This is a genomic window from Chryseobacterium fluminis (genome assembly GCF_026314945.1).
Classification (GTDB): domain Bacteria; phylum Bacteroidota; class Bacteroidia; order Flavobacteriales; family Weeksellaceae; genus Chryseobacterium; species Chryseobacterium fluminis.
The window spans coordinates 1,187,498-1,202,864 of sequence record NZ_CP111121.1; the positions used below are offsets into that span (position 1 = coordinate 1,187,498).

16 protein-coding genes are annotated in these 15,367 nt (G+C 40.6%); 7 read left to right on the forward strand and 9 right to left on the reverse strand.

The genetic code is table 11. From position 1 onward, the window contains the following. Positions 1 to 126 precede the first annotated feature (126 nt). The 3 genes from ODZ84_RS05455 to ODZ84_RS05465 all read right to left on the reverse strand — a co-directional run bounded on the left by ODZ84_RS05455 (position 127) and on the right by ODZ84_RS05465 (position 1,860). Positions 127 to 339: a hypothetical protein gene (locus tag ODZ84_RS05455; RefSeq protein WP_266175985.1), complete on the reverse strand. Its 213-nt coding sequence runs from the start codon at positions 337 to 339 to the stop codon at positions 127 to 129. Positions 340 to 346: 7 nt separating this feature from the next. After that, positions 347 to 973 carry an alpha-ketoglutarate-dependent dioxygenase AlkB family protein gene (locus ODZ84_RS05460; protein WP_266175986.1) on the reverse strand — a complete coding sequence of 209 codons (627 nt, stop codon included), beginning with the start codon at positions 971 to 973 and terminating at the stop codon, positions 347 to 349. A 107-nt stretch (positions 974 to 1,080) separates the two neighbouring features. Continuing rightward, complete coding sequence (locus tag ODZ84_RS05465; RefSeq protein ID WP_266175987.1) at positions 1,081 to 1,860, reverse strand: XRE family transcriptional regulator; 780 nt, start codon at positions 1,858 to 1,860, stop codon at positions 1,081 to 1,083. Between the two features lie 61 nt (positions 1,861 to 1,921). Between ODZ84_RS05465 and dinB the strand changes: the two genes are divergently transcribed. After that, positions 1,922 to 3,064 (forward strand): DNA polymerase IV, encoded by a 1,143-nt coding sequence (gene dinB, locus ODZ84_RS05470; protein WP_266175988.1) that lies wholly within the window; start codon positions 1,922 to 1,924, stop codon positions 3,062 to 3,064. Positions 3,065 to 3,083: 19 nt separating this feature from the next. After that, a complete protein-coding gene (locus ODZ84_RS05475) occupies positions 3,084 to 6,137 on the forward strand; it encodes a DNA polymerase III subunit alpha (protein WP_266175989.1) in 3,054 nt (1,017 codons plus the stop codon). A 273-nt stretch (positions 6,138 to 6,410) separates the two neighbouring features. On the opposite strand, the gene ODZ84_RS05480 is transcribed toward ODZ84_RS05475, so the two are convergent. Next, positions 6,411 to 6,866, reverse strand: coding sequence for a nitroreductase family protein (locus ODZ84_RS05480; RefSeq protein ID WP_323670683.1), 456 nt, complete (start codon positions 6,864 to 6,866; stop codon positions 6,411 to 6,413). 276 nt (positions 6,867 to 7,142) lie between these two features. Here ODZ84_RS05480 and ODZ84_RS05485 point away from each other — a divergent pair, with 276 nt between their 5' ends. Together ODZ84_RS05485 and ODZ84_RS05490 are read left to right on the forward strand one after the other, a co-directional pair. Next, a complete protein-coding gene (locus ODZ84_RS05485) occupies positions 7,143 to 7,535 on the forward strand; it encodes a winged helix-turn-helix transcriptional regulator (protein ID WP_266175990.1) in 393 nt (130 codons plus the stop codon). A gap of 53 nt (positions 7,536 to 7,588) precedes the next feature. Then, positions 7,589 to 8,257: a cation diffusion facilitator family transporter gene (locus ODZ84_RS05490; protein WP_266175991.1), complete on the forward strand. Its 669-nt coding sequence runs from the start codon at positions 7,589 to 7,591 to the stop codon at positions 8,255 to 8,257. 279 nt (positions 8,258 to 8,536) lie between these two features. Here the strand turns inward: ODZ84_RS05490 and ODZ84_RS05495 are convergent, their stop codons facing one another. From ODZ84_RS05495 to ODZ84_RS05505, 3 genes are all read right to left on the reverse strand, one after another. After that, positions 8,537 to 9,883 carry an exodeoxyribonuclease VII large subunit gene (locus tag ODZ84_RS05495; protein ID WP_266175992.1) on the reverse strand — a complete coding sequence of 449 codons (1,347 nt, stop codon included), beginning with the start codon at positions 9,881 to 9,883 and terminating at the stop codon, positions 8,537 to 8,539. Between the two features lie 78 nt (positions 9,884 to 9,961). Next, positions 9,962 to 10,882 carry a helix-turn-helix domain-containing protein gene (locus ODZ84_RS05500; protein WP_266175993.1) on the reverse strand — a complete coding sequence of 307 codons (921 nt, stop codon included), beginning with the start codon at positions 10,880 to 10,882 and terminating at the stop codon, positions 9,962 to 9,964. Positions 10,883 to 10,940: 58 nt separating this feature from the next. Further along, positions 10,941 to 11,777: an SDR family NAD(P)-dependent oxidoreductase gene (locus ODZ84_RS05505; protein WP_266175994.1), complete on the reverse strand. Its 837-nt coding sequence runs from the start codon at positions 11,775 to 11,777 to the stop codon at positions 10,941 to 10,943. A gap of 155 nt (positions 11,778 to 11,932) precedes the next feature. On the opposite strand from ODZ84_RS05505, the gene ODZ84_RS05510 reads away from it, so the two are divergent. Beyond that, entirely contained in the window at positions 11,933 to 12,418 is a 486-nt protein-coding gene (locus ODZ84_RS05510; protein WP_266175995.1) for a DUF4385 domain-containing protein, read from the forward strand. 129 nt (positions 12,419 to 12,547) lie between these two features. Here ODZ84_RS05510 and ODZ84_RS05515 read toward each other — a convergent pair whose 3' ends face one another. Next, complete coding sequence (locus tag ODZ84_RS05515) at positions 12,548 to 12,934, reverse strand: winged helix-turn-helix transcriptional regulator (RefSeq protein ID WP_266175996.1); 387 nt, start codon at positions 12,932 to 12,934, stop codon at positions 12,548 to 12,550. A gap of 73 nt (positions 12,935 to 13,007) precedes the next feature. On the opposite strand from ODZ84_RS05515, the gene ODZ84_RS23740 reads away from it, so the two are divergent. Together ODZ84_RS23740 and ODZ84_RS05520 are read left to right on the forward strand one after the other, a co-directional pair. Beyond that, the gene (locus ODZ84_RS23740; protein ID WP_456298822.1) at positions 13,008 to 13,136 is read left to right on the forward strand and encodes an NmrA family NAD(P)-binding protein; all 129 of its coding nucleotides are present in this window, start codon (positions 13,008 to 13,010) and stop codon (positions 13,134 to 13,136) included. Continuing rightward, positions 13,097 to 13,891 carry an NmrA family NAD(P)-binding protein gene (locus ODZ84_RS05520; protein WP_456298825.1) on the forward strand — a complete coding sequence of 265 codons (795 nt, stop codon included), beginning with the start codon at positions 13,097 to 13,099 and terminating at the stop codon, positions 13,889 to 13,891. The genes ODZ84_RS23740 and ODZ84_RS05520 overlap by 40 nt, the downstream gene beginning before the upstream one ends. Positions 13,892 to 14,421: 530 nt before the next feature. Here the strand turns inward: ODZ84_RS05520 and ODZ84_RS05525 are convergent. Next, positions 14,422 to 15,336, reverse strand: coding sequence for a helix-turn-helix domain-containing protein (locus tag ODZ84_RS05525; RefSeq protein ID WP_266175997.1), 915 nt, complete (start codon positions 15,334 to 15,336; stop codon positions 14,422 to 14,424). Between the last annotated feature and the right edge of the window lie 31 nt (positions 15,337 to 15,367).

Consider the following 15,367-nt stretch of genomic DNA (forward strand, 5'->3'; position numbering starts at 1 on the left):
TATATTTATTTAATTACTACAAAGTTGGAAGTATTTGTCTTTTAAAAGCACGACCCAGGTCACTATTTTGATGTGATTCAAATCACACTTTTTTAGGACAAAGACAAATGAGAATTATTTTAGTTGTCACAGAGTTCCTTTATTCTGGAATACGCTAAGACCTTCTATCTTGTTATTGATGGTCTTATATACAATCTCAACTGAAAAACTTGTCAGCTCATACAATACAAACTTTAGTCCATCCTTAGAGGTTTCACTGATGACCTTTCCTTCGGCCAAGGCCAATTCGTATTGAGATTGCGTGGGTAGATTTTTAAAATCGTAGTACGAAATAGACATATAACTATTATTTAATTTTATTTTTTATGATATTATACAGTCGGAAGGTCAAATTAATACGTTCCTTCATAGGTATTGTAGATTTGGCGATCCGATGTTCCCAATTCTCCTGAAGATCACCTTTCATAATGAGAAGCGAACCGTGCGGGAGCGGCAGACTGTATTTGCTTTTATGATGGTCTTTTTTTCTGAAATCAAAATTCCTGGTCTGCCCAAGGCTAATGGATGCAATTACAGGTCTCTTTCCGTACCTGCTTTCCTTATCTCTGTGCCAAGCGACTGAATCATTGTTGTCACGATAGAGATTTAAAAGGACACCATTGAACTGATAACCGAATTCGTTTTCTATTCTCTCTTTCAAGGATAATAACTCCGGAGTCCAAGGGTTGGTAGCTGATGCATTATTATCAGCGGATTCATTGTATTTTGAATCGCCATACCAAGCGGTCAAGCGTGGCGTTATCACCATCTTATCATACATTTTCTGAGTGCGCTGTTCCCAGGGAGCAGTTTTAAGCAGATGGTCTTTTAAACGATCTGCCTCTTCCTCACTTAGGAAATTCTCCCTGTATTCCAAAAGGTCTTTTGGAAACTCATAAAATTCTTCGGCATCAAATAAACTCAGCTGACCCATTTTGATTTTTTGTGTAAAATATTTATCTTTATCAAATCCCAATTTAATGGGATAATTTTTTTTTCATCATTTGTGTTTTTAGCTTCCCTCCGGGGAAGTTTTTATTATTAAGGATTGAGTTTAAGAATTCCGTTCTCCAGATTGCTGATGCTTCGTTTCGCTTCTGCCACGAGATTTTTGAGATTGGCCTCATCAGGAAGCGAATGCGGTTTATAATCCTGGGGAAGTATCCCTCTTACATAACGCCATACTTCTGCGATATCCTCCAATGGAATGTCGTATGGTTCGTAAAATGAGTTATCGGCTGATACGGTAATGAACTTTTTGTTCCTTTTCAAAAATGTCTTGTAGGTAATGCCTTCAGTGGTAACAAAAATATATTCTTTGTTAGACTTCAGGTCTTCCAGTTTTTCTACGTATTCTCCGATGATTATGGATTGGTCTGCAAAGGGTGGCATAGAATCACCATCCGCTAAAAATGCACGGTATTTTCCGTTTTTTAAGAAAGGCAGCTGCATTTTCTGAAGACCTTCAATAAATTCAGGGTCGCTGAAGCCTTTCAAGTACCCCATAGAAGCTTTTTGAGGTACGATCTCAATGAAATTATTCCCTTCCGAATCTACTGCTATAGGAAGCAATATCTTATTTCCGGGCAGATTGACCATCCTGTCCAATGGATACTTTCTGATATCGACCGTGACCAAAAGGTCGATGCTGATATTATAATATTTGGAGATCCGGACCAATACCTCAATGGGAGGTTCTGCATTTCCATATTCGTATGAAACGTATCTTGATCTTGTAAGAATGAGTTCGTCCGCCAGCTTATGTTGGGTTAGATTTTTTTGACCCCTCAAAAACACGATGTTATCTGCAAAAATTGACATTGTCATAATTTATGACAACAAATATACAAATTTTGTTTAAAAACGTGACTAAGTTTGCAGAATGGAAAGAGCAATTGCACATATGGACCTGGATACCTTCTTTGTCTCCTGTGAGCGGCTGAAAAACTCCGTCTTGGAGAAACAGCCTGTGATAATAGGCGATGGAGACCGTGGTGTGGTGGCATCCTGCTCCTATGAGGTTCGGAAGTTTGGGGTGCGCTCGGCGATGCCGATAAAAATGGCATTGAGGCTATGCCCTGAGGCAAAGGTCATCAAAGGAGATATGGAATATTATTCCAATATGTCGCATCTGGTGACCGAGGTCATTCAGGAAAAAGTACCGGTGCTGGAGAAAGCCAGCATCGATGAATTTTATCTTGATCTCTCAGGAATGGACCAGTTCTTCGGATGCTTTCAATGGACCAATGAGATAGCGGATGCTGTTCAAAAAAATACAGGTCTGCCGATCAGCTTTGCCGTTTCCACCAATAAGACGGTATCAAAGATCGGGACCGGTGAATCAAAACCGACAGGCAGACTTGAGGTCAGGGCTCCCCATATCCAGAATTTTTTAAATCCCCTATCCATCAAAAAGATCCCGATGGTCGGCACTGAGACCTTCAATCTGTTCTCCAGGCTAGGCGTGAAAACAATACAGACCCTTAGTGAGATGCCTGTAGAGGTCCTTCATCAACTGATCGGAAAAAATGGAACGGTACTTTGGAAAAAAGCCCATGGCATCGATGATACGCCCGTAGTTCCCTATTCGGAACGAAAATCAATATCCACCGAAGATACATTTTCTGAGGATACGATCGATGTTCAACAGATCAAAAGTATACTGTCGGGAATGGTCGAAAAGTTGACTTTTCAGCTCAGACAGGAAAAATGGCTAACCTCTACCGTTACCGTTAAGATCAGGTATTCCAACTTTGACACAGAAACCAAACAGTGCAAAATCCCCTATACTTCTGCTGATCATACATTACTCAGGGCAGTGCTTGAATTGTTTCATAAAGTGTATACCCGAAGAATGCGGATCCGTCTGATAGGCATCCGCTTCAACGGTCTTGTGCACGGGAGTCATCAGATGGATCTTTTCGAAGATACCGAAGAATTGATCTCCCTTTATCAGACCATGGACAGGATCAAGAACAGATTCGGGACTTCCAGCGTCGGAAGGGCATCAGGTTTTTTAAAATAATAAAAATATATCATCTGCTATGTTTCTCAATTGCCATTCTTATCACAGCCTTCGGTACGGCACCATTTCCATTGAGAATCTGGTACGGAAGGCTGTGGATCTGAATATCAGAACACTGGCCTTGACAGACATCAATACGGTGACCGGGATCTATGATTTTTATAAGCTCTGTGAGGAGAATCATATCAAGCCAATTGTGGGAGTTGATGTCCGCGTTGAAAATGAACAATATTACATCTGTCTTGCTAGAAATGCTATAGGTATTGCAGAGACCAACCGGCTTTTGACAGATCATAACTGTGAAGGAATTGAGATCCCTAAAACGAATCCCTCCCTTGAAAATACTTTTGTCATCTATCCTTTGAAGAACATTCCTGAGAAGCTGCTGGAATATGAATTCATCGGTATAAGAGAGAATGAATTGAACCTCTTGGTAAGGCCTGAGCTGAAAAAATTGATTGACAAGATGGTCATTCTCCATCCGATAACCTTTAATGGGACTGAGGAATATGAGCTGCACAAGATCTTAAGGGCGATCGATGGAAACACTTTGATCAGCAAGCTTTCAGAAAATGACCATTGTCAAAGTACCGAGATATTTTTTGATAAGAAAAAGCTTTTAAGTGCTTATAAACTTTATCCCCAGATCATTGAGAACACAAAATACCTGGTCAACAACTGCAGTTTTGATTTTGACTTTTCCACGCCTAAAAATAAGAAGCATTTTACAGATAGCAGGGAAAATGATTTTAAGCTGTTGAAAGAATTAGCTTATGAAGGTCTTGAAAGAAGATATCCTGACGGTGATACTGATGCCAAGGCAAGGGTTGAAAAGGAATTGGGCGTTATTGATCAATTGAATTTCTGTGGCTACTTTCTGATCACCTGGGACATCATCCAATACAGCAACCGAATGGGTTTTATGCACGTCGGACGTGGAAGTGGTGCCAATTCCATTGTCAGTTACTGTATTGGAATTACAGACATATGCCCTTTGGAACTGGATCTCTATTTTGAAAGGTTCCTGAATCTTAACCGAAAGACACCTCCAGACTTTGATATAGACTGGAGCTGGCAGACCCGTGATATAATTCTAGAATACATTTTCAAAAAATACGGCAAAGACCACGTGGCCTTTTGCGGAACGAATGTCGAATTCAAATACAGGTCGATCTTCCGGGAGGTCGGAAAGGCATTTGGTCTGCCTAAGGATGAACTTGATATCCTGGCAGGAAGACCGATGGACCAGCACGATAACAATTCGGTGTTCAGGGCGGTTCATCATTACGGGAAAATGCTGGAGAAATATCCCAATCAGAGAAGCATGCATTCCTGCGGGATCCTGATCTCAGAGGAACCTATCACCTATTATTCTGCATTGGAAATGCCGCCCAAAGGCTTTCCTATCGTGCAATTTGATATGCATACGGCGGAGGCCATCGGCCTGGAAAAATTTGACATCCTATCCCAGAGAGGATTGGGAACGATCAAAGATGCGGTCGACCTGATCCGGGAAAAAAGAGGCATCACGATAGATATCAAGGACACTACCCTGTCGAAAAATGAGGCCAGGTGCAATGAATTCCTAAGTATCGGGAAAACAATAGGATGCTTTTACATTGAGAGCCCAGCCATGCGCGGATTACTGAGAAGACTGAAATGTGAGAACTATAAAGTTCTTGTCGCTGCCTCTTCCATTATCCGTCCGGGTGTGGCACAGAGCGGCATGATGAGGGAATATATCTTCAGGCATAATAATCCTGATAAGTTCGAGTATTTCCATGAGGTCTTTGAAAAGGAGCTGGGAGAAACCTATGGTATAATGGTCTATCAGGAAGATGTGATCAAAATTGCCTTGCACTTCGGTGGACTTTCTGCTCCTGACGGGGATGTGCTAAGGAGAGCGATGAGCGGCAAAGGTCGCTCTCTCTCGGCTCTTCAAAAAGTGAAGGACCATTTCTTTGAATCCTGTAAGGAATTGGGGCATCCGGAACAATTATCAAAAGAAGTTTACAGACAGATCGAATCGTTTGCCGGTTATTCATTCTGCAAGGCACACTCGGCCTCGTATGCTGTGGAAAGCTATCAGAGTCTGTACCTGAAAGTATATTACCCCATCGAGTTTATGGTCTGCGCCATCAATAATGGTGGCGGATTCTACCGTACAGAGGTGTATGTTCATGAGGCCAAAATGTCAGGGGCTACGATCTGTAATCCGTGTGTCAACCTGAGTGAACTACAGACCACGGTCTACGGGAACGATGTTTATCTGGGATTGATGCATATTGAAAAACTGGAAGGAAAGATCGCACAGATGATCCCGGAAGAAAGGAAAAATAACGGAGATTATACCTGTCTTGAAGATTTTGTCAAAAGGATCCCGATCGGTATTGAAACCTTGCAGATATTGATATTCATTGGAGCTTTCCGTTTTACCGGAAAACAAAAGCATGAACTGCTCATAGAGGCCAGATTCCTGATGGCAGGGAACAGACCGGACAATATGCAACTGACCCTACTTGACGAGCCAAAAAAAGAATATCAGCTTCCTAAAATACAAAGGGATCCGTTTGAAGATGCCTTTGACGAAATAGAGATCCTTGGCTTTCCCGTATCTTTCAGCCCGTTTGATCTTTTACAGACCAGATACAGGGGAACCGTTATGGCCAAAGAACTCACGAAATTTCATAAAAGTCAGGTCAAAATGCTGGCCTACCTGATCTCCAGGAAGCATGTCCCCACTAAAAGAGGAGCTATGTTTTTCGGGACCTGGATCGACGCGGGAGGTGAGTATTTTGATACGGCCCATTTTCCGAATTGCCTGGAAGAATATCCTTTTCAGGGCGGCGGATGTTATCTTTTGCTCGGGACGGTCGAGGTCGATTTCCATTTCCCCACGATCACTATTCACAAAATGGCTAAAATGCCGTTCATTCCGGATCCCAGATATTCAATGGATCAATATCGATCATTGGAGACAGCAAGGCTATTGCAGGAAGATGTGAGTATGACGCAAAGAAAACCTTATCCGCAGGAACAGGAAATAGGATTGCCTAGACAGAAGATGAAATAGAGACAACGAGCATTTGGTCGAATAGATGAGATCAAAGCCTTACATATGTAGTTTTTAATTGCTCAGCATATACTAAAATGATGAGTCATTTGCAGAGTATACTGGATAACTAACTTCGTTGTGTTCTATCGGTAGATAGATATTCTTTTTTAGTAAGATCTCATACAAAGATATTGGTAATTGATTATTAAAATCAAAATAAGCCCTCAGGTATGTAGGGCTTATTTTGAACTGCGTTGTTCAGGACTTAAGATATTGAAGCCTTACAAGTCTTTAATTTATCCTAGTAGAAAATTCATTGATCGGAAGTCTGGCTTTTGGAACCGACGCAAGATGGTCGTTTTCAGCATCCCGAAAGCCCAATGACATGATGACCGATGCGTGAAGACCCTTTCCAGACAAACCTAAAACCTCATCAAACAATTTCGGATCAAAGCCTTCCATAGGCGTGGCATCCACCTTAAGTTCTGCCGCTGCGATCAAAGCAGTACCCAAACCGATATAGGCTTGTTTGTCCGACCAGATCGCATTTTGCTCGGGCGTCTGAGGAGAGAAATATTCTATCAACATATCCGACAGCATTTTCAATCCTCCTCTTTCCAAATTCCGCTGCTGCTCCATCATGTCAATATAATCTGTGATGTATTCACTGGTTATTTCATTGAATCCCGCAAAGACCAATAAATGGGAGGAAGCATGAATTTGAGAATTGAATGACCCTTGTCCCAATCTTTGTCTAACCCCTGGGTCGGTAATGACATAGAGGCGATAGGGCTGGATGCCACGACGATGCGGTAAGATTGATGGCTTCGACAATCTGGTCGATCTTTTCTTCTGTGACCACCTCATCTGAGTATTTCTTGACAGCATAACGCCATTGTAGATTTTTAATTAGATCCATTTTGTCATTTATAAATTAGATGGGCAAAGTTACAGCATCAATGTGTACCTTTGTAACTAAGTGACAAAAAGTTATAGTGACAAAAGGGTAACCAAGTGAATGCTATGGAACAAGAATTTGATCTGGTAAAGGATTGCAGCCAGAAAATACTGGCGATCAGCGATACAATGGAAATTTTAAACGGGAAATGGAAGATGTCCATCATTGCATGCCTGTGTTATAAGCCGATGCGCTATTCCGAACTTTTAAAGGAGGTCAAGGGCATCTCCGGCAAGATGCTCAGCCGTGAGCTAAAGGACCTGGAAATAAACGAATTGATAGATCGTCATGTCCTGAACACGGCACCTGTAGCTGTTGAATACAAAATAACTGAATACGGGGAATCGCTTAAAGAGCTCACCACTACCATAGCAGACTGGGGATTTTTACATAGAGAACGAATCATATCCGGAATGAGGTCCAAAATTTTAATTAAGGAAAGGAAAAATGATATTTGACCGCCACCCTTAAATTTTAAATTTTATCTGTCTCATATTTTACATCCATCTAAATGGCCAATAATAAAAGATCAATTTACAGTGCACTTGCCGCCAACCTGCTCATAGCCTTAACAAAGTTTATTGCCGGGGCATTTACCAATAGCTCTTCCATGATCTCGGAAGGGATCCACTCTACCGTTGACACCACCAATCAGCTGTTATTATTGTATGGATTGAGAAGGAGCAGGAAACCCGCTGATGAGTCGCATCCTTTCGGCTATGGTAAGGAACTCTATTTCTGGTCCTTTATCGTTTCTATTCTGATATTCGGTCTGGGGGGTGCTCTATCCATTTATCAGGGGATCTCACATATAATGGAACCGGAACTGATGAAAGACCCTTTCTGGAACTATATCGTTTTAGTGCTCTCATTGATCTTCGAGGGAACTTCCCTATTTATCGCCGTCAAAGAATTCAACAAGACCCGTAACGGCGTTGGATGGTGGGAAGCGATCATCAAAAGCAAAGACCCCGCAAGCTTTTTGGTTGTCTTTGAAGATGGTGCGGCAGTGGCAGGACTGATCGTTGTGATGATATTGATGGGGATCAGCCATTCTTTTCAGATCCCTGAATTAGATGGTATTGCCTCGGTCATCGTAGGATTGATACTGGTCTTTGTCTCCTTTATCCTGGCGAGGGAAAGCAGGAGCCTTTTAATGGGAGAAGGTATTGCCCCCTAAACAAGAGAAAAGATCGCAAAACTGGCTGAAAAGGATGCTGCCGTGGTAAGAACAAAAAGTATACTCTCCACTTACCAATCACCTGAGGAAGTTGTATTGATGCTTATCATTGATTTTGAAGAACATCTTGATACAGAGGAGATCACAGAAGCCATACAACGCATCCGAGGCCATATCAAAGAGGAATTTCCCTTGGTCCGCTTTGTGATCAATCAGCCCGAATGATCACAAAAAATAATTTTGAAACAAAGCAGTCGATCACATAATGATGTAGCAGCATCACTGTAATGATCTTGCGATGAAAAAACCAATGACCAATGCAATAACAAAAGCTATTATAACCTTTGTGTAATCTGTTCTACTGCCTTTAATTTCCTGATTCAATCTGGCATTTTCCTGTTTCAATGTTTCAAGATTGACCAACAATGAAGCGGTCTTTTCACTGATAGCAGACTGCACATTCTTTTCGTGCAAAATCGCGATCTCTTTTTTATAGCTTTCCATTTCTGCAATACGCTGTTTCTGCTGCTCCTGAAAATTTTTCTGAAGATCTTCAACCTGTTTGGTGGAGGTCTCCTGAAGTTTCTGAAATTCTTCATTTCTCACCTTAAGCTGCTCAGAATAGGTCTTGTTATGCGCCTCGCTCTGCTCCTTGTATGTTTTCTGAGCTTCTGCAAATTCCTCATTTTTCTTCTTCAGCTGTTTTTCAAGAGTTTCGACCTGCTCAGAAAACTGCTTGGTTACATCTTTCTTGACCTCATCGATCAATAAGGCCCTTGAATTGGATCTTTCGTGCGAAAGTTTTTCTGCGATTGCATGGAGTCCGGCCCCATAATCGTGGGGCAGATGAAAACGCTTGTCCGCCAACTTGTCCAATAATGTTTCGTCAACCGTGTGCCCGATGGCTGTCACCGTTACTGGATACATGTCTATGAATACTTCTGACAATTTCAGGTCATTGAATGTTTCCATACTCTGGCGGTCGCCTCCTCCCCTTACCAAAGCAACGATATCATAATCCGACGCAGAAATTTCTTTCAGTTTTGCAATGATCGCTGTGGACGAGGTAATGTTGCAGGGGTGATCTGAAACATCAAAATACATTTGAGAAACATCCAGTCCCTCTGAAAAATCCTTCTGGACAATGGCGTTGTTACCATAGATGTTGGCAACTCTGACCTTCTCATCTTTCAGGATCTTATTTCTTATCAAGGTCTCAAGGTCTTTTGACCCTGTCTCCAACTTTTTCTGGATCAGTCCGTACCTTTCCAGTTCTTCCTCGGATATGGACCTTTCCTCTTGCTGGATGATCTCATCGACCACAAAGCGTAATTCTATGGAAGAATTTTTGATGCTTTTCTCAATATAACCTCTCAAAGTATAGATCTCATTATTGGCGATCTTGCTCCTTAGTAATGAAGATACACGCACGCCGATGGATATATTGTCCGCTTCGGAGAACAGATGGTCATAGTAGTAGTTGCCATAAGACTTACCACCACCATAGGCATATCGCCCTTTAAGGTAGATCAGATTGACCGTGGCGTTGAGCTTCAGGGCATTGCTGAAGATCCCTATGACGGACGTCGGAGAGTATACCGGGTAACTAACTTCGTGTTCCTCCATTTATCATTTTTTATTTTTATAATTCACAGCGGAAACAAAGTTATGGCTTATTGAAATAAATACACAACCCGACGAAGATCAATTAAAAGATCTTCTGAATTCTGAAGGTGACAGCTTTGTTTTGGACTTGAAAAGGTTATTGAAAGATTGTGAATGCTCAAAACCCAATGCAAAGGCAACTTCACCTACTGAAAGGTCTGTAGCTGAAAGAAGCTGTTTTGCCTCTGGGATCAGTCTGTCGTGGATGTGCTGCTGTGTACTCTGACCGGTAAGTGACCTGAGCATATCACTAAGGTAGCTTGGGGAAAGGTTCAGGTGGTCAGCAAAGTATGATACGGATGGGAGTCCATATTCTACGGAAAGATCATCTTTGAAGTACTCATCCAGCAATGCTTCAAATTTCTCCAGGAGATTGCCGGCAACCGTTTTACGGGTTAAGAATTGTCTCTTGTAAAAACGGTTAGCATAGTTTAGTAGTAATTCAATCTGTGAGATGACCACATCATGGCTAAAGTCATCGATCCTGGAATTGAGTTCAGTCTCCATAAAACTGAAAATCGACAGGACCGTATTTTTTTCCTCTTCGGAAAGGTGTAAAGTCTCTTTTATGGAATAGGAAAAGAAACCGAACTGCTTTATCTTTTTAGCCAACGGGTATCCCCAAAAAAAGTCAGGATGGATAAAAAGTGAAAATTGAGAGCAGGCAGAGTCTTCAGATCCCTTTCCGCCAACGATCTGTCCAGGTGCTGCAAACAATAGCCCACCCTGGTCGAAGTCATAATAATCCTGTCCATACTCCACTTTTCCGCTTAATTTCGGTTTGTAGGATATTTTATAAAAACCTAAAACATGGCGGTGGTACATCTTATCTTGTGGCATAAAGCTATGTACTTCGTTGACGAGGCTGATAAGCGGATGTTTAGGCTTCGGCAGGTCAAAGAAAAGATGCGCCTCAGTGAGCGACCTAAATTTGGTAGGTGTTAATTCTTCCTTTTTCATAATTCTTTATTAAAGATAAGAAAAACCGATCATAAAGCTATGATCGGTTGTTTCCAGATTATTTGATATTTCCTTGAGCAGACCTTGAAACCTCATCCCAAGATTCCCAAAGGGCAATTCGATCTGCGTAAATACCCTTGATTAGGGGAAGGTTATGACTTCCCAAATGAAAGCGTAACGGTGGGTCTTCAGAGTCTACCACTTTGAGAATGGCTTGCGCTGTGGCATTCGGATCTCCCTGCTCATAAGAAGAAAGACCTTTGATAAATTCAGCTTTGAAATCATTATAGACATCAATACTTCCCGAGAATTTCAATGACTCCTGGCTACCGAATTCCGTCGCATAAGCCCCCGGTTCAATAATGGTGACCTTGATCCCAAACTGTTTTATTTCTTCTGAAAGACTTTCGTGAATCGCCTCGAAAGCCCACTTTGACGAACTGTAATATCCAATGACAGGCAAAGTGAAGTGCCCGATATTACTTGAAGTTCCTAAAATATGACCGTATCCCTGTTCTCTCAATATAGGTAATACCGCCTGAATAAGCGTTACGGGACCAATGATATTGGTCTCATACAAAGCTCGTATCTCATCCGCTGTCGCTTCCTCGATCGTTCCGACCAATGAGTAACCAGCGTTGTTTAAAACGATGTCAAGTTTCCCGAAATGTTCGTGGGCCTTTTTAACAGCGTCTTTGACCTGATCAGGTTTTGTGACATCCAATTCCAAGGTCAATACATTATCTCCGTACTTTTCTTTAAGATCGGAAATACTTTCCAATTTTCTTGCCGTGGCAACTACCTTATCACCACGTTCCAATGCTGCTTCTGTCCATACACGTCCGAAACCACGTGAGGTTCCTGTAATGAACCATACTCTATTTTGCTGTGCCATAATTTTATATTTATTTAACAAGACAAAATTAGCAAGCCTTAAATTCATATTTGTAGGCTGAACGCAGAATTTTGTAGGCTAATGGCAGAACTTCCTTTGTATTCACTCATTCAAGAAAATCTATTAAAAGGCATCCAGTTTGTTACGTTTGTACCATGAGCAATCACAAACCAAGTTATTTAAGTTTCAAAGCAGCAGATTACGCCTGGAAGCCTGATATAGACTACAGAGAACATCCAGAAAGATATAAGGTAGGGAAAGGTGAGCAGGGTGTATTGATCTGTGAACCGTACAAATCTGAGATCGGCAAATTTTGGCGCTTCAAAAATGCGGAAATTGCAATAGAAAGCTCAGAGAAGATCTTCATACTTTTCTTGGACTACCTGAAAGCGAATGATTTTGTCGGTGCAGATATGGCCAGAAAATACCTCCAAATGGGGTTTACCCGGGCAAGGAGATATGCCAATTATAAAGGTGGAAAGAAATACGAGGCTGAAAAAGATTATCAATTAATGGCACGGGGAACTGGTGATCCTGAAAAAGCCAGGTCTGCCGATATCTTCTACAAAAAATGGAAAGAGGCTGAGAAAAACGAGATGTATGCTGATTTAAAAATGCAATGGAAGAAAGATCACGGATAAAAATTTGGATGCATAATTAAAAGCTTAATCTTTGATTTTGGTGATCACTTTTCTGCCCGATTATTCGAAGAACAAGTTGGTCATATTAGAATATAACATAGTCACAGGAACTTGATCTATCTATAGGAATTAATTTTTATCCGATCGAAAAGAGTTTAAAACTTCCTGACGGTTCGACAGACCAAATTCGATCAATGTATTCAATACCTCCCAGATCTCCTGAGCGTGTTTTGTCAATACATAATAAGTAATATCCTTGGAAGGTGTATATTCAACAATCTTTTGGATCAGCTGATGGGCTTCCAAGGTCGTCAGCTCAGAACTAAGCACTTTGGGAGAAATACCTTTCGACACTTCAAAGAAATCCTTAAATCTTAGTTTCTCATAATAATGGAGATTGAGAAGGATACAGAAACGCCATTTTCCACTCAATAGATCCAATGTATCTCTTAGCGCCAGAAATCTTTGCTTTAAGATCTTTTCATTTTCTATGCAGGGTTTTATCTTCTTTTCCATGACACTTTCCTATAGGTTACTAAACACAAATATAATGAATAAGGAAAGTAATTTTGCTTCAAAGAATTTTAAAATGAAAAGAATATTGGTTACAGGTGCGACCGGAAATCAGGGAAGCGCCACCGTGTATGAACTATTGCAAAACGATTTTGAAGTGTTTGCATTGACAAGAATCCCCAGTCACAAGAAGCAAGAAATTTAAAAGATGCAGGAGCTGTTTTAGTAAAAGGAGATCTGGAAGACGTTGATGTTTTGAAAGATACATTTAAAAAAGTGGACGGGCTTTACTTGGTTCTTCCCGGAGTATGGGTCTCCAGCAAAGAGACAGATGAAAAGGAAGCTGAATTAGGAATCCAAACCATCAAATTGGCAGAGGAACAGGGAATTGAGTTTGTTTTGTATTCTTCGGTTATGGCCTCTGACAAACAGGATAGATTTCGCCCAAAATTTAAATTTACCATTGAACAATATCTATTGGAAAGTAAATTACAGGGTGCGGTGATCAGGCCTGCCTCATTTATGGAAAATCTTCTTTTGCCAAGCTTTGGATTGGGTGAAGGTAAATTCATCAACCCTTTGCCTGAAGAGACCGCAATATCATGGGTTACTACTCAAGACATTGGAACTTTTGCACGTATTATATTTCAGAACCATAGCGATTTCAATGGCAAGACCATTGACTTTGGCGGTCAGCTTTTTACACCTAGACAAGTACTGGAACTGCTAGAGAAAAAATTAGATCAGCCTATAGAATTTGTACAGGTTCCTTTAGAAATGCTTTATCAGCAAAGTGAAATATTTGCAAAACTGGTAGAGATGGTAGCAAAAGAAGGATACGATCCTATCGATGATAAGCTGATATCATCCTGGTTACCAAAATTGACAAGCTTCGAAGAATGGCTGGATGATACAGGCATTGAAAAGATCAGGGGATTACAATCTTTTGGTAATCTTTAATCAAGAATAAATCAAAAAAGCGGCTTTTTGCCGGTTTTTCAATATGAAACTTTATGATAATATCGGCTGGTCATTAAGTGAGACGATAAAGACTTAGGGCATCAGTATTGCCACTCAGGAAATGGCAGGGCTCCACTGTCCTTTCCAGGATCATGATAACTTGATTTCCATTGACTAAGTATGAGCGGAATTGCGAAGCACATCACGTATACCAAAATAAAATAAAAACTAATGCATAAAAGGAAATTGTTATAATAATGCTGTAGCGAAGAATTTTTTAAAACTCTGAAAACCGAACTTGTCTATCAAAATAAATATTAAACTGGAGATCTTGTCAAAAAAGTCTCAAAATTTAATATTGAACCATTCTTAAAATGTAGCATAAAGAGTATATAAATTTTATCTCAAAAATAGTTACAAGTTCAATCTAATCGTTAATGATGGAATGTTTTTCAGTGCACCAAGAGGAAAAGGTTTTAAAAACCCGATTCATCACAATAATTAAGATGTTAAAATTCGATACTATTCACCTAATTAAACGAGGAACGAAATTCCACGGGTGAGAGATTGGTTTTTGCTTTGAATAATTTACTGAAAGACTGGCTGTGCTCAAAACCTAGTTGATAAGCAATTTCACTAATGGATAGATCTGATGTGGACAGCTTTATTTTGGATTCCTCTATAATTTTGTTCTGTATGTGCTGCATCGTACTCAGTCCGGTTAAATCCTTTAAAAGCCTGCTGAGATAACCGGGAGAAATATTTAATTCCTCCGTCAAAAATTTTACCGTAGGGAGTCCCTTTCCTGATAAATCATCAGCTTCATAATAACTGTTGAGAAAACTTTCCATCCGGTCAAGTATTTGGTGATTTGTAATTTTTCTGGTAATGAATTGTCTTTGGTAAAACCTTTCAGAATAGTTCAGCAGCGTTTCGATCTGGGAAATGATGATATCCTGGCAGAATTTATCAATATTGGAATGGTGTTCCTGCCTGATGTTCTGAATAATACCATTAAGGATGCTTTCTTCGGTATCTGATAAAAACAGTGCCTCGTTCACTGAATAGTCAAAGAATTCATAATGCTTTATTTTTTTCGCCAGCGCTGCATTCCAGAAAAAATCAGGATGTACCAGTAACATCCAGCCTGATTTATCATCCTGCTTCCCCTGGCGTACTTCAACGTTAAACACCTGTCCGGGTGCTATGAAGAATAGTATACCTTCGTCGAAATCATATTGCTGTTGTCCATATTTTAGCTTAGTAGCCACGTTTCTTTTGAGTGATATGGAGTAAAAGTCAAACACCCAATTCACGTTATTATTTTCCGGTGACAAACGTACATCTGCGTAGTCCACCACACTGATAAGCGGGTGTTGAGGTGGAAGCAAACCCCTCGAACGGTGAAATTCAATCAACGATTTTAACTTCCGTACTTCTTTCATTTTAAAATAGGCTTTTATTTAAATATAGTAA